12 protein-coding genes are annotated in these 16,896 nt (G+C 48.8%); 4 read left to right on the forward strand and 8 right to left on the reverse strand.

Annotation, left to right across the window (positions count from 1 at the left end; all coding sequences use genetic code 11):
• The first annotated feature begins 699 nt into the window (after positions 1-699).
• The gene (locus M2137_RS10730; RefSeq protein ID WP_280766438.1) at positions 700-1,893 is read left to right on the forward strand and encodes a 6-bladed beta-propeller; all 1,194 of its coding nucleotides are present in this window, start codon (positions 700-702) and stop codon (positions 1,891-1,893) included.
• A 323-nt stretch (positions 1,894-2,216) separates the two neighbouring features.
• A complete protein-coding gene (locus M2137_RS10735; protein WP_280766439.1) occupies positions 2,217-4,406 on the forward strand; it encodes a glutamine synthetase III in 2,190 nt (729 codons plus the stop codon).
• Between the two features lies 1 nt (position 4,407).
• Here M2137_RS10735 and M2137_RS10740 read toward each other — a convergent pair whose 3' ends face one another.
• Together M2137_RS10740 and M2137_RS10745 are read right to left on the reverse strand one after the other, a co-directional pair.
• A complete protein-coding gene (locus M2137_RS10740; RefSeq protein WP_280766440.1) occupies positions 4,408-5,355 on the reverse strand; it encodes a TPM domain-containing protein in 948 nt (315 codons plus the stop codon).
• A gap of 8 nt (positions 5,356-5,363) precedes the next feature.
• Entirely contained in the window at positions 5,364-5,954 is a 591-nt protein-coding gene (locus M2137_RS10745; protein WP_280766441.1) for a LemA family protein, read from the reverse strand.
• A 119-nt stretch (positions 5,955-6,073) separates the two neighbouring features.
• Here M2137_RS10745 and trmB point away from each other — a divergent pair, with 119 nt between their 5' ends.
• Both trmB and M2137_RS10755 read left to right on the forward strand, forming a co-directional pair.
• Positions 6,074-6,835 carry a tRNA (guanosine(46)-N7)-methyltransferase TrmB gene (gene trmB / locus M2137_RS10750; protein ID WP_280766442.1) on the forward strand — a complete coding sequence of 254 codons (762 nt, stop codon included), beginning with the start codon at positions 6,074-6,076 and terminating at the stop codon, positions 6,833-6,835.
• A 30-nt stretch (positions 6,836-6,865) separates the two neighbouring features.
• Entirely contained in the window at positions 6,866-7,972 is a 1,107-nt protein-coding gene (locus tag M2137_RS10755; RefSeq protein WP_280766443.1) for an Mrp/NBP35 family ATP-binding protein, read from the forward strand.
• Positions 7,973-8,058: 86 nt separating this feature from the next.
• Here M2137_RS10755 and M2137_RS10760 read toward each other — a convergent pair whose 3' ends face one another.
• The 6 genes from M2137_RS10760 to M2137_RS10785 form a co-directional block, all read right to left on the reverse strand.
• Entirely contained in the window at positions 8,059-9,399 is a 1,341-nt protein-coding gene (locus tag M2137_RS10760) for an MATE family efflux transporter (protein ID WP_280766444.1), read from the reverse strand.
• 30 nt (positions 9,400-9,429) lie between these two features.
• Positions 9,430-10,446 (reverse strand): ABC transporter ATP-binding protein, encoded by a 1,017-nt coding sequence (locus tag M2137_RS10765; RefSeq protein WP_280766445.1) that lies wholly within the window; start codon positions 10,444-10,446, stop codon positions 9,430-9,432.
• A 5-nt stretch (positions 10,447-10,451) separates the two neighbouring features.
• The gene (locus M2137_RS10770) at positions 10,452-11,486 is read right to left on the reverse strand and encodes an iron ABC transporter permease (RefSeq protein ID WP_280766446.1); all 1,035 of its coding nucleotides are present in this window, start codon (positions 11,484-11,486) and stop codon (positions 10,452-10,454) included.
• A 40-nt stretch (positions 11,487-11,526) separates the two neighbouring features.
• Positions 11,527-12,081 carry a DUF4468 domain-containing protein gene (locus M2137_RS10775; protein WP_280766447.1) on the reverse strand — a complete coding sequence of 185 codons (555 nt, stop codon included), beginning with the start codon at positions 12,079-12,081 and terminating at the stop codon, positions 11,527-11,529.
• A 92-nt stretch (positions 12,082-12,173) separates the two neighbouring features.
• Positions 12,174-14,606, reverse strand: coding sequence for a glycoside hydrolase family 95 protein (locus tag M2137_RS10780; protein WP_280766448.1), 2,433 nt, complete (start codon positions 14,604-14,606; stop codon positions 12,174-12,176).
• 24 nt (positions 14,607-14,630) lie between these two features.
• On the reverse strand, positions 14,631-16,478 hold the full coding sequence (locus tag M2137_RS10785) for an ABC transporter ATP-binding protein (RefSeq protein ID WP_280766449.1): 1,848 nt from the start codon (positions 16,476-16,478) through the stop codon (positions 14,631-14,633).
• Between the last annotated feature and the right edge of the window lie 418 nt (positions 16,479-16,896).

Genomic DNA, 16,896 nt, shown 5'->3' on the forward strand with positions numbered 1-16,896 from the left:
GCGAATAATGTAATAATTGAAGGTCTGTAGAGATAAATGGCCGAAGGCCACCCTGGGCTAAGTCTTCGTTCCTCCGGAACTCGGCCTTGCAGGCCTACGGTAGCCTTCAGCCACATAAATGAAAATCTTCAATTTCTTTCCTCTTTGAAGAAATCACTAACTATTCCCCTCTTTTGTGGAGAGGGGGCAGGGGGAGAGGTGCTCTTCCTCCCGAATTGTTAAAAACTCGATTGTAAGCAAACACCCCCTTTTGCTTACAAATCCATACGTTAAAAAGTGTTTCTCCCGGGAGTTTCTCTCCAAAGTCCCGCTTTTTTGCGCGCAAAGTCCTGTCGAAATTACAAATCGTAAATTGAGGGTTTCATCGAAAACGAGCAGTTTAACATTCGTTCACGCACTCTGCTTTACAAAAACGGCTCAAGGGATTGACTCAAATTAAACTCCTCCTGGACTTTGGATAAACCGAAGGTCGCCGTTCACGGCAATAGCCACGAAAGAGACATGCAAAAAAGGGGAAACATCCCCACGACTTCGTCATTTCGTCACTCTAATTACCTGATTTTCTTGTTTTATTTCTATAATTATATAATATGTAGATACAAAATTGCTATATTCGCCATAGGAGAGTATACGAGTTGCTAAGAGCAACAAAGAGTAGTATTGAAAAATGTTTAATATTTTAAACGATAAAAAATAAAAATGGTTTCAACTACAATAAAACGAGTATTTTTCTTCATTTTTTGTACACTTTTAATCGGCTGTGTAATAGAAAAGGGAGAAAAAAATGTGATATCGATCGACATTAGCAAAGATTATTCAGCAAAAGAGATCGATTTGCGTGAGATAGCCGATGTTTCGTATGTGCGGTTTGAACGGAGTAATGAGAGTTTGTTTGGCGGTTTTGTTGCCTGTATAACAGATCAGACAATTGTTATTTATAGTCATCGAACATACGACTATTTATTTTTTACATATGATGGGAAACTAAAATCTAAATTTAACCGTCGTGGGAATGGACCGGAGGAATATATAGCTGCCACATCTGCTGTCTATGATGAGGCAAAAAATGAACTTTTCGTATTGGACGCATCAAAGAAGAAACTTTTTGTCTATTCGTCTGTGGGTGAATGTAAACGGGTTTTCTCTTTGCCTTCGGATGCCTCGTTGGGTGTTTTGTTCGATTGTGATGAAAATTCACTTTTGTTATATGATGGTGCAAAAAATAATTATAGAATCCGGAACATTCAAGCTGAAGCAAAAGGGAGTGAGAAAGTGGAATCTATTGGAAATTCATTTGAACACCCGTTTTGTCGTATATCTAAGCAGAATGGTCTTGTTATGGAATATATCTTGGTTCCAGAGAATTTTGATATAGCCCTTGGTGTAATAGAATCATCTATCGGAATAGTGCCGGCAAGAAAAAATAATATTATCAATTATCGAGATGGTTTTTTACTATATCACCAAGAGACCGACACGATGTTTTATTATCGAAAAGACCAACCCCTGGAACCTGTTTTCGCACGATCGCCTTCTATGAACGATCAGCAAAAGACCTATCTAAACACCTTGTTTGAAGGTGGATGTTATGAGTTCATCCAAACCATAACATTGCAGCTCCCTTTCAAATACAATCAATTAGTAAGAGACAAACGAGATGGTAGTATATACCAACAAAAGATTGTATTTGATGAGTTTCAAGATGAAATTGCATTCACTCCAAGCGTTATAACCACCACAAGAAATGCACAGGTAGGCGTTTTACAATATGATGTGGTTACCTTAAAGGACGCTTTAGATGAAGGAAAGCTTAACGGACGATTGAAAGAAATCGTTCAGGATATGGACGAAGAGGAAAACGATTTATTATTTTTATTACGATTTAAAGATTAAAAATCACTACTGTCCGACATGCCTTATATGACCATGAAACAATTCGTTCTAATTATTTCTCTTTTGTGTGTTTTCTATGCAAAAGGACAGGAGTTTACGATTAAAGTACCGGACGATAATCCTATTCTTGTGTTTCTTGAGTAACAAAGTCCCAAGCAAAACCAATATATAACCCTCTTTTAAACGAATACAGGCCTGCCAATCACCTTGTATATGGGAATTATAATATAGACAAAAGACGAATACTAATCGCCTGAGCCGACGCTATATTCCATAATTATTTTGTTACTTTGCATCGGTTAAACATTCAATACAAAAGGAATATGTCAACTTCCCGTTTTTTAGCTGTCGAAAAGGCGTCCAACCGCAAGCCTGTTCCAGCGGTCACTCCCGACCAAAAAGTGTCTGAATACTACGGATGTAAAGTTTTCAACCGCAAAGCGCAAAAGAAATATCTTTCGAAAGAGACCTACGGCGCCTTGACACGATCCATCGACCAGGGTACACCAATCGACCGGGAAATTGCCAACCACGTAGCGGCCGGTATGCGCATGTGGGCGTTGGAGCGGGGAGTTACACATTATACCCACTGGTTCCAGCCATTGACCGACGGAACGGCTGAAAAGCACGACGCCTTTGTGGAACTTGATGGCAACGGAGGCATGATCGAAGAGTTCAGCGGCAAACTATTAGTGCAGCAGGAACCCGATGCTTCGAGCTTCCCCAGCGGCGGATTGCGCAACACCTTCGAAGCGCGGGGTTATTCCGCCTGGGATCCTTCCTCGCCTGCTTTTATCGTAGACGACACTCTTTGTATTCCAACCGTATTTATAGCCTATACCGGAGAAGCGCTCGACTATAAGACGCCATTGATCCGTTCGGTGGAGGCACTCAATAAGGCCGCCATCCAGGTGTGCCATTATTTCAACGAAGATGTCCGGAAGGTAACCACCTTCCTTGGCTGGGAACAGGAATACTTCTTAGTCGACGAAGACCTCTATTCGGCACGCCCCGACCTATCGCTGACCGAGCGTACGCTGCTGGGACACGAAAGTGCGAAAAACCAACAGCTCGACGATCACTATTTCGGTTCTATCCCGACACGTGTACAGGAGTTTATGAAAGACCTGGAGGTGGAATGTTACAAGCTGGGTATTCCGGTGAAGACACGCCATAACGAAGTGGCACCCAATCAGTTTGAGTTGGCGCCTATATATGAAGAATGTAATCTGGCAAACGACCATAACCAATTGTTGATGTCGGTGATGAAACGTATTGCCCGCCATCATAATTTCCGGGTACTGCTTCATGAGAAACCTTTCATGGGCGTAAACGGATCGGGCAAGCATTGCAACTGGTCGATGGCAACCGATACAGGCATCAACCTGCTGTCGCCGGGTAAAGACCGGGAAGACAACCTGCAGTTTATCACCTTTGTGGTGAATACGCTGATGGCGGTCTACAAATACAACGGACTGTTGAAGGCCAGTATCGCTTCGGCCTCCAACGCCTATCGCCTGGGAGCCAACGAGGCGCCTCCGGCTATTATCTCGTCGTTCTTAGGCAAACAGATCAGTGAAATCCTTGATAAATTCGAAAATAGTTCGATTGAAGACGCCATTGTGGTCGACAAGAAGAAACGCCTCTCGCTGGGATTCGGGCAGATACCCGAACTATTGCTCGACAATACCGACCGCAACCGTACCTCGCCGTTTGCCTTCACCGGTAACCGGTTTGAATTCCGCGCGCCGGGTTCGTCGGCCAACTGCGGCAGCCCGATGCTGGCGCTCAACTCGGCCGTTGCCTGGCAGCTCAATCAGTTTGTAAAAGATGTGGAGGCGCGTCGTAAAAAAGGCGAGAGCAAAGAGGTGGCCATTTTCGAAGTATTGAAAGGATACCTGAAAGAATCGAAACCGATCCGCTTCGACGGCAACGGATACAGCGACGAATGGGTGGAAGAGGCTGGCAAACGCGGACTGGACTGCGAAAGCAGCGTGCCCAAGCAATATGACGCCTACCTCCGCCCCGAAACTGTGCGTATGTTCGAAGAGACGGGCGTGATGATGCAAAAAGAACTGGAAGCCCGCAACGAGGTGAAATGGGAAATGTATATTAAAAAGGTACAGATCGAAGCCCGCGTATTGGGCGACCTATCGCTCAACCATATCATTCCGGTGGTGATACGCTACCAAACAGTCTTATTAGAAAATCTTACCCGCCTGAAAGAGACATTCGATGAAGCGGAATACAAAGAATTGTCTGCCGAACCGCAACGACTGACTCGCAAGATTGCCCAGCATATATGCGCGGTGACCAAACTGGTTGATGAGATGGTAGAGGCGCGTAAGTGTGCTAACCGGATCACCGATCATCGCGAGAAGGCGATTGCCTACCATGACACGGTAGCCCCTTACCTGGATGAAATACGCGACCATATCGACCACCTGGAACTGATGGTCGACAACCAGATGTGGCCGTTGCCGAAATATAGGGAGTTGTTATTTATGAGGTAGGCTAAAACCTACTGATTGATCCGCCACCACCAGAGCGTCCGCCGCCCCAGGAGCCACCACCACCGCCAAAACCGCCCCCACGGCTGCCGCCGAAGCCGCCGCTTCCTCCACCCACGATGATGGGTCCGGAGCTGCGATGCAACCGGCTGATCGTATGGTTCTCGTTTTCGGAATGCCCGCAATTGGAACAACGGTAGACATCGACTGCTAATCCTGCCGCCTGATAGGTAGCCGCTCGCAGGGTTTCCCGCTTCACATACCGGAGTGTTTTCTTTCCACAACGCGGACAGGTACGTCTGCGCCGCTTCCACGCATAGGCAAACACAGCAAAGACAAGGATCAACAGCGGAAATACAAAAATGAGAAAGATAACGAGAAACATCTCGCCCAAATCCTCCTCATCGCCACCTACCATCTCGCTACGCTCCAGATCGCTGGCCAACAGATAGTCGCGCACAGCCATCACACCGTTCAATAGGCCGGCACTATACTCACCCGCACGCAGATCGTCCATCATATATTGCTGCTGGATGCGCTTGCATATCGCATCGGGCAATACGCCCTCCAGCCCGTAGCCCGTTTCAAAAACAACGGATCGTTGCGCCGGTTCGGTGATTAGTTGTATCAACAACCCGTTGTCCTCTCCCTTCTTCCCTATCCCCCATTCCTTGAACAGGTCGGTAGCAAACTGGCGGGCATCGTTCCCGCCGATGCTTTCCAACGCAACAACAGCCACCTCTACCCCCAGGCTGTCTTCCAATTGTCGCAAGGTGCGATTGATAGCCTGCACATCCGTCGCGGAAAGGATCTCGTCCGGATTGCTCACATAGCTATTACGATCGGTCAATTTGGTGTTGGGAACCGTTTTTACCGTATAGTCGGTTGCCATAGCAACAGGCAACGACAATACCAATAACAGGATAAAGGATATGAGCCTTGTCTTATTCATCGGTCGTTTTAGAATTGTACCACAGGGGCTTTTTCGGCACCCGTCTCAGCCGAGAAATAGGCTTTGGGGAAGAAGCCAAACATGCCGGCAAATATATTATTCGGGAAACGACGGATATTCGTGTTATAACCCTGCGCCGTTTCGTTGAAACGTTGGCGTTCTACGGCAATACGGTTTTCTGTTCCTTCCAGTTGAGCCTGTAGTTCCAGGAAGTTCTGGTTGGCTTTCAATTCGGGATAGCGTTCGACTACCACCATCAAACGCGACAGAGCACTGCTTAATTCGCTTTGAGTCGATTGGAATTTTTCTAAAGTCTCTGGGGTCAGGTTGTTCGGATCGATCTTGGTCTGTGTAGCTGCTGCACGCGCATTCACCACGCCTTCGAGCGTTTCCTGTTCGTGGCTGGCATAGCCTTTGACGGTATTCACCAGATTGGGGATCAGATCCAGGCGACGCTGGTATTGGTTTTCCACCTGGCTCCAGGCGGTTTTCACCTGTTCTTCTTGCGTAACCATATTGTTATACACCCCTTTTCCCCACATAAACACTACGATTACCAGTATGACCGGAATCGCAATCCATAAAATCTTCTTTGACATATTCTTAGTATTTTAGTTAATAATGCACACTTTCAAATACAAAGCTACAAAAAAAACAGTTACGCAATGGATTATGTTGCGAGCTTGGCTCTTGATTCGACTTTCACTATCTTTGCACCATGGGAAAAAATAAATTGGCAAAATTTGACGACATGGCGGGTTATCCGCATGTATTTGAATATCCTTTCGGCCGGTTGCAGGAGGAAGGCTTTGAGATGAAAGGGCGCTGGAACGAGTTGTTTTTCAAGAACGACAAGCCTATTGTCCTGGAACTGGGATGCGGCAAAGGCGAATATACGGTCGGCCTGGGACGCCTCTTTCCGGATAAGAATTTCATTGGAATCGATATCAAAGGCGCCCGTATGTGGAGCGGTGCCAAGGAATCGTTGGAAGCCGGCATGACAAATGTGGCTTTTCTGCGTACCCATATCGAACTGCTTACCCATTTCTTCGCACCGGGCGAAGTGGCCGAGATATGGCTTACCTTCCCTGATCCGCAGATGAAGAAGGTAAACAAGCGGTTGACTTCCACCCGTTTTATGAAACTCTACCGCGAGGTATTGGCTGAAAAAGGGATTATTCACCTGAAAACCGACAGCCAATTCATGTACACTTATACGCAAGAGATGGTCAAGGCAAACAACTATCCCCTGCTTTTCGCAACAGACGACCTCTATCATTCCGACTTCGCTGACGATGCCATCCTGTCTATCCAGACCTATTACGAGCAACAATGGCTCGACCGTGGGCTTAACATCACCTATACCCAGTTTGTTTGTGAAGAAAGGGCGACACTCATCGAGCCGGATGTTGAAATAGAATATGACAGTTACCGGAGCTTCAACCGCAGTAAACGGAGCGCGTTGGCTTCGGGCAAGTAAAACAATAGGAATAAAAAACACAGTAATAATATGACTCTCTATCCGCAATTAATACTGGATACGCTCAGCAAAGTGCGCTATCCGGGTACAGGCAAAGACCTGGTTTCCGCCGGCATGGTGGAAGATGATATCCGCATCGATGGTAATAAAGTAAGCTTCTCGCTCCTGTTCGACAGACCGAACGACCCGTTTATCAAATCGGTAGTAAAGGCTGCCGAATCGGCTATCCTGGCATACGTGGGCGAGGAGGTTGATATCAAAGGAAACATCAGCGTGGTCAGCCGTCAACTGCAACGTCCGGAGCCGGACAAACTGCTTCCGCAGGTGAAACATATCATTGCCGTTTCTTCCGGAAAGGGAGGGGTAGGCAAAAGCACGGTGGCAGCCAATTTAGCCGTTGCCCTGGCTGGCTTGGGTTATAAAGTAGGACTGCTTGATGCCGATATCTTCGGTCCTTCACAGCCTAAAATGTTTCAGGTCGAGGAGGCACGCCCCTATATGGTTGAAGTCGGCGGGCGCGAACTGATCGAACCGGCCGAAAACTATGGCGTCAAATTGCTTTCCATCGGTTTCTTTGTCAATAAAGAAGACGCTGTACTCTGGCGTGGAGCGATGGCAAGCAACGCGTTGAAGCAGCTTATCGGCGATGCCAACTGGGGAGAACTGGACTACTTCCTGATCGACCTACCCCCGGGCACCAGCGATATTCACCTAACAATGGTACAAACCCTGGCGATTACCGGCGCAGTGGTGGTTACGACTCCGCAGGAGGTGGCTCTGGCCGATGCCCGCAAAGGAATCAGTATGTTCCAGGGCGAGAAGGTGGGTGTGCCCGTGTTGGGATTGATCGAAAATATGGCGTGGTTCACACCGGCGGAGTTGCCGGAGAATAAGTATTATCTCTTTGGCAAAGAGGGCGGCAAACGCCTGGCGGAAGAGCTGCAGGTTCCTCTGCTGGGACAAATACCTATTGTGCAGAGTATATGCGAAGGCGGCGATCAGGGTGAGCCCGTGGCGCTCAATCCCGACAGCATGACGGGCAATGCCTTCCGACAATTGGCCGAACAGGTGGTCGAACAGGTTGAACGCCGGGAAAGCGAATTGCCGCCGACACAGCGCGTGCATGTTTCAAAGTAAATGAAGAATTGGAGCGAAGCGGAAATCGCTTAGCCGAAGGTGTAGAGCAATAAAGAATAAAGAGGGCATTAAGGAATGGAAAAACCTTAATGCCTTTTTATATGATGCCAAAGGAGTAGCCAAGCCGTTGTCACAGCGGCCAGGTCAGACAGCGGCCCCGCCAGCCATACCCCATCCAATCCCAAAAACGGAGGCAACAAAAGCAATACCGGTATCAGAAAGAGCACCTGGCGACTCAGACTCAGAAACATTGCTTTCCAGGCAACGCCAATGCTCTGGAAGAACTGGGTAATAGCCACCTGAGAACCGACAGGCAGGAATAACAACAGCGACAAACGCAATCCATTGCTCGAGATGGCGGTCATCTCGGCATCATTGGTAAAAGCTCGCACCAGTGTTTCGGGGAAGAGGGTACTGCAAAGGAAGCCCGTTCCGGTAATAATAGTGGCAGTGATAATGACCAAACGCAGGGTCTCCATCACCCGCTTCCGGTGGCCTGCTCCCCAATTATAGCCGACAATAGGCTGCATACCCTGGGCAACACCCATCGTCAGCATAATCAACAGCATACCTATGCTCGAGATGATACCGTTTGCCCCGATGGCCAGGTCGCCCCCATAGGTCTTGAGGGAATGATTCATAATGACATTCACTAAGCTGGCAGCCAGCTGCATGGTGAAGGGCGACATACCTATCGACAGAATACCCCAGACAACCGGCATCTGAAGTCGGAAGGTATGGGGACGGAAATGCACCAACGAGTTCTTGTTCAGGAAGTGGCTCATTACGAAAACGGAGCTGACCAGCATAGAGATAACCGTCGCAATGGCAGCTCCGCGTATGCCCATATCGAAGCCAAAGATGAAAATAGCATCCAGGACTACATTCAAAAAGGCACCAATCAGCATAGCCGTCATCGATTTCTTCGGATAACCCGAAGCACGCATAACGCTGCTGAAATTAAAATTCAGGGGAGCAAAGATATTTCCCGGAATAGCGATGTATAGATAATCCTTGGCATACGGGATGGTTTGTTCACTTCCGCCAAAAGCAATCAACAGTTCATCCATCCAGATCAAACAGGGAACGATCGTCAACAGGGAGAAAAGAACCGTCAGGGTCAGGGCATTACCCAATACCTTCTCCGCCATATCATGCTCCTTACGGCCCAAATAAATGGAGATGCGCGTAGCCGCCCCGACTCCGACCAGCATACCGAACGCCTGCAGGAAGATAAGGATCGGAAAGGTAAGCGTCAAGCCGGAGATGGCCATCGCCCCTACTCCCTGCCCGATAAAGATGCGGTCGACAATGTTATACAAGGCATTGACCATTGTTCCTATAACAGCGGGAATGGCATAACGCAGTAAAAGACGGGATATCTTTTCTGTTTCGAGTCGTTGTGTTATCTGATTCGTTTCAATCATGGCGGTACCCTATACGTAAGCGGCCGCAAGTTACGAAATAGTCGGGAGGTGCGAAATAGATACCAGTAGTTGATCCACGCTTTTCACCTCTTCACGCTGTCCGTCCGGATGGGTGAGAACGATATCTTCGGGCGACAGACAGTCGATATTCAATTGGCCTTTTGTCACGGCAGAAGGTTTATATCCGTTGCGCACCAAGGCGTTCCCCACCCAATAAGCCGTAAGCGGATCGCCCGCCACGCCAACAGGATGCGTAGGTAGTTCGGTATGCAACTTGCCGGTTGAAGGGTCAAAAAGAATACCCTCCTTCCGGAAAAAAGATTCAAACGAATGGTTCAGGATCAGATCCTCAGGCGTTCCACACGCCATCGGGCGCCCTTTCTCCTGCAACCAGAGACGATCGCCCATCTGAATGGCCAGATCCAGGTCGTGGGTAGACAACAAAATGGATTTTCCCTGCTCTTTGGCTAACCTGCGCAGCAGCGTCATCGTCTCGATACGGCTGGTTACATCCAGAAAAGCAGTCGGTTCGTCCAATAGGATAATAGGGCATTGCTGCGCCAAAGCCTTCGCGATCATTGCCTTTTGCCGCTCGCCATCGCTGAGTTCGGACACAAAATTCTCCCGTTTATGCGCAATGCCGACTGCCTCCAGCGACTCTTCCACAATCCGATGATCCGACGGTCGCAACCGTCCGAAGAAACCAGTATAGGGATGCCGCCCCAAAGCGACCAGGTCGTACACCGTAATCCCGCCTGCATTCGTCTTCTCTGTCAAGACAACACCCACCGTCAGGGAGAAATCTGTTTGCGAATAGCCCTGAAGCGGCTTGCCCAACAGGCGTATCTCTCCTTGCAAAGGAGACTGGAAACCGCAGAGCGTACGCAACAACGTGGATTTACCGGCGCCATTCAAGCCGAGCAGACAGGTCACCTCATGGGCATTCATCCGCAGGTTCAATGCCTCATGCACCACCTTCCGGCGACCGCCTTTCAGGCGATATCCGATGCTTAAGCCAATGGTTTCTATGACTGCCGTCTGTTTCATCACCTTCAATTGAAATACTGAATATTCTTACGGTTCACGATCACATAGATAATCACCGGAGCGCCCAGGATAGGCGTGACGGCATTGAGTGGAAGAATCGCATTCGATCCCGGCACCACCATCATCATATTGCACAGTAAAGCCACGCAAGATCCCGCCAATAGGGTGACCGGCACCAGCATCTTATGGTTGGACGACCCGATCATCAAGCGGGCAATATGCGGCACCGCCAAACCGATAAACGAGATTGGACCACAAAAAGCCGTAGCCGTAGCCGTTAATAGTCCGGTACAGATCAGGATCAATGCCCGCGTCTGCTTGATCTTGATGCCCAGGTTTGCCGCGTATTGTTCGCCCAGAAGCAAGGCATTCAACGGCTTGATCAATATGATAGCAAAGAGCAAACCAACACCGGATATGATAGCAAAGACCGGCAACTGATCTACCGATACGCCGGAGAAGTTCCCCATGCCCCACATCACATAGGTATGAACCTTATCGGCTGCCGCGTAATAATTCAGGATAGAGATCACCGAGGAGGCCAGATAACCCACCATAATACCGATAATCAATAGCATCACATTGCTGCGCACTTTAGAAGAAAAATAGATGATAATCGCCAATACCAGAAAGGCGCCTGCGAAAGCAGCCAGGATAATCGCTATATAACCGCCGGTAGTCCAACCGGTCAGTTGCTTCAGGCTTCCACCCAGGTAGAGCATCACGATCGCCACGCCCAGGTTTGCCCCGTCACTGATACCTAAGATAGAAGGACCGGCGAGGGGATTGCGGAACAGCGTCTGCAACAAAAGTCCGCTGGTTGCCAATGAAGCGCCTGCCAACAGGGCGGTGCAAGCCTGCGGTAACCGAGCCTGCAACACAATACTTTGCCAGGCAGCCCGTTCCGACTCCTTGCCGAACAGAATAGAAAATACCTCATCGATAGGAATTGCCACCGAACCGTAGGCAAGGCTTCCGGCAAACAAGACCAGGAGAAGCACCACCCAGAAGGTGTACATATAAAGTGGTTTCCTGTTCATGGCGCGGTAGCGGTAGGTTCAGTCATGCGGATCGATCCCGTTATTTCACTTCGTCGTAGATCAGTCCCATCAGTTTATCCGCAAAGTAATAGGTAGCTTCACAGAACAATAACGGGTTCTTTATGATATCCACCCGGTTCCCTTTTCCTTCGTTGAGGATCACGCTTTCAGCCGGATAGCTCTTGACGCTCCGAGCCTTAGTCGGGTTATACTGATAGGAGATATCCGAGATATCAATTGTATACCGGTTGTCATAGCACTGGATACGTACCCGAAACTTCATCATGGTGCTCTCACGCTCCGACAACCATAATTCCACTTTGGAACTGATCAAAATTGATCCCTTATTCTTATTGGCAGATACATTGGAGTAGACAAAATCAGTTCCATAGTTATCATGCGCCCAAGCATTGATAATGGCAAACAGGCGCCCTTTGGATATGGTTCGCAGACTAACATCATCACTATAACATATTTTCCCATTCTTCACAGGAGAGCATGTGTACTCCTCTTCCATAGATCCAAGCCCCCGCTCCCCGGCAGATAATACAGCCGGCAGAAAAACCAGGAGAAACAGGCAAAAATACTTTTTCATAGACCTTTTCCGTTTTAATTGAGGAACAAAGATAACCACTCTGAAAAGATTTTATCCCATTTCACAAAGATAAAATGCATCCGAAAAACAGGTCAGAACAATAGGACTACCTCTTCTCCCTCCTGCAGATCAATAGTTAACGTGGAGTCGACAATAGACATAGAGACTATTTTATTATTCTTTTTGATGATCAGATTTTCGGAATCGGCCGGGATCTTAATCGCGAACCGCCCAGACACAATGGCTTTCAGGCTGGCCGTAGTCAGCTTTCCTTCCGCCCACTCGGCAGCAACTTCACCTCCGCCTCTTACTTTCAGTCCTCGGAAGCTGCCGGAAGGCCAGGCAGTCGGCAATGCCGGAAGTATCTCGACCAGACCCGACTGGCTCTGCAATAACATCTCCGCGATGCCCGCGCAACCACCAAAATTGCCATCGATCTGGAAAGGAGGATGCGCACAGAAGAGATTCGGATAGGTACCCCCTCCGTTGGTCATATTCGTGCCCCGGTCGACGCAAGGCTGCAAAAGCTCTGTCAAAAGCTTGAAAGCATGGTTGCCATCATGCAGACGTGCCCAGAAATTCATCTTCCACGCCATCGACCAACCGGTACTCTTATCGCCCCGCGCCTCGAGCGAGCGACGGGCGGCTTCCGCCAGTTCAGGGGTTTTCAGAACAGATATCTCATTGCCCGGATGCAAGCCATAGAGGTGCGACACGTGGCGATGCTGGGGCTCCGCCTCTTTATAGGGAGCCAGCCATTCCATGATACGCCCGTCGGGGCCAATCGTCGTCGGCATCAACCGTTCGCGTTTGGCCTTCAGCGTTTTCGAAAACTCTTCGTCGACCCTTAATAGCGAAGCCGCCTCTATGGTGTTGGTAAAGAGTTCGCGCAGGATCTGGTTGTCCATAGTCGATCCGGCCACAATACTTACCCGTCGTCCATTCTCCATGATAAAAGCATTTTCGGGCGAGGTGGTCGGTGCGGTCACGAGGTAACCATTGCGCGGATCCTCCACCAGCATATCGACAAAAAACAAGGCTGCCTCTTTCATGACCGGATAGACATCGGTCAGGTACTCCTTGTCGAGCGTATAGAGATAATGTTCATACAGATGCTGGCACAACCAGGCCGCCGACGTATTGGTAGCTCCCCAGGAGGGATGCTCGCCAGGCGCCGTAAACTCCCATACATTCCCCAGGATATGCGTCACCCAGCCACGCGCGTTATAAAACACCTTGGCCGTGCGTCGTCCGCTTCGTACCTGTTGTTTGGTCCATTCAACCAGCGGCAGATGCAACTCCGAGAGGTTGGTTACTTCGGCCGGCCAATGATTCATTTGCAGATTAATATTCAAATGATAATCGCCATTCCAGGGGGTGCGGATCCTGTTCGTCCAGAGTCCTTGCAGGTTAGGCGGCAATAATCCCGGACGGGTAGAAGAGATCAACAGATAGCGTCCGAACTGAAAATAGAGCGTAGCCAGAGAAACATCCTGTCCGTCAACGGCAAAACGAGAAAGGCGTTCGTCGATCGGCATCTCTTCCCGTCCGGAGAGCCCCAGGTCAAGCTCCACCCGATCGAAGAGTTCTGCATACTTCTCCGTATGCGAATCGCGCAACGGCTGATAGGCCATAGCCTCCGCCCTATCGAGCATTGCGGTGGTCTGATTGATAAAATCATATTCTCTGAAATAATCGGTGCCCATACTCACCAACAGAATAACTTCCGTAGCATCGGCTATCTCCAGGCGGTCGGCCGCCGGCGTAAGGGTTCCACCCTGCGGCATCAATACCCTGACACGCGCTTCAAAGGGCATACCTTTGTATTCCAAGGTATCGACACCGTCGGATAGGCGTCCTTTCAACACGAGGTCTCTGCCGTCGGTCGTGACCGTGACACATTCAGGACGATTCATACTCAGTCCAAACCGCAAGGCCTTCTCCCGATCGGCCGTGAGTCGCACGATGCCCACATCTTCCGAGAAAGAGGTAAAATACTCCCGGTTATAACGGATATCACCTTTCATAAATGATAACGTAGAGACCGCCTCTTCGAGGTTGAGCGAACGCCGGTATTCCGAAACCGGAGCCCCCGCATCGGGATAGGAAAAATCAAGGTTGAGATAGCCTACAAGCTGCGAGCTTCCGTAAGGGGCATAGGCTCCGTTGCCATGGGCGCTACCCTGCCCACCACAGACAAAGGTGTCGTACATCAGTTGCTGCGCTTCGTCGTTACGTCCTTCAAACAATAGTTGACGTATTTCCGGCAGGGATTTGATCGCCTCCGGATTATCGGTATTTTGCATACTTCCCGACCACAGCGAGATTTCATTCAGAAGAATAGATTCTTGTTCTATACCCCCATCAGGCATCAAGCCGATACGCCCATTACCCAAAGGAAATGTCTCTTCCCATAGTTGAGCCGGCTGATCGAAATGGTAGCTGAGTATTGGTTTCACTTGCTTTTCACACCCTGTCAATACAATCACCGACAGGAGTAAACAGAGTGGAGTAAGTCTTTTCATATGATTTGTTTAAAATAAATGAGCCTAAAAACTTTGCATATCGCAAAGACGCTTATAATAGCCATCCAATGCGATCAATTCGTCGTGGCGGCCACTCTCTACAATTTCGCCCTCGTGCATCACACAGATCCTGTCCGCGTTGCGGATGGTAGAAAGGCGATGCGCAATCACGATCGTAGTTCGGTTCTTCATCAGGTTCTCCAATGCCTCTTGCACTAAACGTTCCGACTCGGTGTCGAGTGCCGAGGTGGCCTCGTCGAGAATAAGAATCGGCGGATTTTTGAGAATCGCCCGGGCGATGCTGATGCGCTGGCGTTGTCCGCCCGACAGCTTGCCACCGCGATCGCCGATATTCGTATCATAGCCCTCTTCGGTCGCCATAATAAACTCATGGGCATTGGCAATGCGGGCAGCCTCTTCGACCTCCTCTCGCGTAGCGCCTTCCACGCCAAAGGCAATATTGTTGAAGAAGGTATCGTTGAACAGGATCGCCTCCTGATTGACATTCCCCATCAGGTTGCGCAGGTCATAGAGCGTAGCCTGCCGTACATCGGTCTCATCGATGCGGATCCCTCCGTTTGTCACATCATAGAAACGTGGCAACAGATCGACCAAGGTGCTCTTGCCCGAGCCCGATTGTCCGACCAAGGCCACCGTCTTTCCTTTGGGAATTTCCAGGTTAATACCCTTCAATACCCATTCGTTCTGATACTTAAACCAGACATTCTCGTAAGTAATACGGTCAGTCAATATTATATCTTTAGGCGATTCCGGATCATGAATATCGGTTTGGGCGTCTAAGATCATATCTACCCGTTCCATCGAAGCAAGCCCTTTCTGAATAGCATAAGTAGCTTTGGTCAGGTCTTTGGCGGGATTGATGATGCTATAGAATATCACTAAGTAATAGATAAAAGTAGAAGCATCGATCGAGCTATTGGCAGAAAGGATCAACGAGCCTCCATACCACAAGACAATCACAATCGTAATCGTGCCCAGAAACTCACTCATCGGATGCGCCATCTGCTGGCGACGGTAGATGCGGTTGGTGATCGAACGAAACTTCTCATTCGCCTTATTAAACCGTTCCTGTATTTTCAGTTCGGCATTAAACGCCTTAATGATGCGCAGTCCGCTCAGCGTTTCCTCTATTTGACTCATCAACAGCCCCCATTGCTGTTGCCCGTCTAAGGATTTACGTTTAAGGCTTTTGCCCACTTTCCCCATCAGGTAACCAGCCACAGGCAATAACACTAAAACGAAAATAGTGAGCTGCCAACTGATCACGATCATACCGATCAGATAGATCAGGATCAATATTGGATTCTTGAAAAGCATATCCAATGAGCTCATGATCGACGTCTCTATCTCGTTCACGTCGCCCGATACGCGGGCGATGATATCCCCTTTGCGCTCTTCGGAGAAAAAGGCGAGGGGCAATTGGGTGATCTTGCGATTGATCTGGTTGCGGATATCGCGCACCACGCCTGTGCGGATCGGGATCATCGTGAAGAAGGCCATATACATAGCCGTCACCTTCAGGAAGGTCATCACAATCAGGAAAACACCCAGGATAATCAAGGCATAGGTTCCCCCCTTGGTCTCTATCAGATTGGAAACGAACCAGAAGAAATTATTCTTCACCACCTCCGCCGTTGCTTTCCAAGCATCCCAAGAGCCCGGGTTGAATACCCATTCCATATAACTATAGGTCTTCTCTTCCAACCGGAACAGGATGTTCAGGATCGGAATGATCAGAGCAAAGGAAAAGAGATTAAGGATAGCGGACAGGATATTAAAGAAGATATTCCATCCCAGAAACTTCTTATAAGGAGGCACAAATCGCCGGAGAATGCGCACGAAATCTTTCATACATCGCCTTTTTAATTCGGATTAAGGCCGCAAGTTAGCGATAATCCTGCTTATAAACCTTTTCTTTTTAAGAAATTCAACCGACCTTCCTGGGCGCATACGATAAATGAGATTTGAAAATTCAGGTATGGTAAGGTTTGATGATACGGGGGATTCAATTAATGTAATAATTGAAGGAGAAGGGAGAAGGGAGAAAGGAGTGAGGGATATTCAAATTTGGGAAGAATTGAAGGTTTTTCATTCTTTATGCGAGGCTTGCTGAGTTATCAATTGGCTAAGGCCGATCTTCGATTGCCGTCGGTTTCAACCGACGGATCAAGGATGTTTTTCTTCATGGCTTTAGCCAAAACATATTACACATTTGGCTAAAGCCATTTTATTTTGCCTTCTCTAACCGTCGGTTGAAACCGACGGCAAT

This window comes from Parabacteroides sp. PFB2-10 (genome assembly GCF_029893085.1).
Classification (GTDB): domain Bacteria; phylum Bacteroidota; class Bacteroidia; order Bacteroidales; family Tannerellaceae; genus QVMG01.

Excerpts from the sequence above, each read along its gene's own strand:
- M2137_RS10730 (WP_280766438.1), top strand. The coding sequence starts at position 700 with ATGGTTTCAACTACAATAAAACGAGTATTTTTCTTCATTTTTTGTACA.
- M2137_RS10735 (WP_280766439.1), top strand. The coding sequence starts at position 2,217 with ATGTCAACTTCCCGTTTTTTAGCTGTCGAAAAGGCGTCCAACCGCAAG.
- M2137_RS10740 (WP_280766440.1), bottom strand. The coding sequence starts at position 5,355 with ATGAATAAGACAAGGCTCATATCCTTTATCCTGTTATTGGTATTGTCG.
- M2137_RS10745 (WP_280766441.1), bottom strand. The coding sequence starts at position 5,954 with ATGTCAAAGAAGATTTTATGGATTGCGATTCCGGTCATACTGGTAATC.
- trmB (WP_280766442.1), top strand. The coding sequence starts at position 6,074 with ATGGGAAAAAATAAATTGGCAAAATTTGACGACATGGCGGGTTATCCG.
- M2137_RS10755 (WP_280766443.1), top strand. The coding sequence starts at position 6,866 with ATGACTCTCTATCCGCAATTAATACTGGATACGCTCAGCAAAGTGCGC.
- M2137_RS10760 (WP_280766444.1), bottom strand. The coding sequence starts at position 9,399 with ATGATTGAAACGAATCAGATAACACAACGACTCGAAACAGAAAAGATA.
- M2137_RS10765 (WP_280766445.1), bottom strand. The coding sequence starts at position 10,446 with ATGAAACAGACGGCAGTCATAGAAACCATTGGCTTAAGCATCGGATAT.
- M2137_RS10770 (WP_280766446.1), bottom strand. The coding sequence starts at position 11,486 with ATGAACAGGAAACCACTTTATATGTACACCTTCTGGGTGGTGCTTCTC.
- M2137_RS10775 (WP_280766447.1), bottom strand. The coding sequence starts at position 12,081 with ATGAAAAAGTATTTTTGCCTGTTTCTCCTGGTTTTTCTGCCGGCTGTA.
- M2137_RS10780 (WP_280766448.1), bottom strand. The coding sequence starts at position 14,606 with ATGAAAAGACTTACTCCACTCTGTTTACTCCTGTCGGTGATTGTATTG.
- M2137_RS10785 (WP_280766449.1), bottom strand. The coding sequence starts at position 16,478 with ATGAAAGATTTCGTGCGCATTCTCCGGCGATTTGTGCCTCCTTATAAG.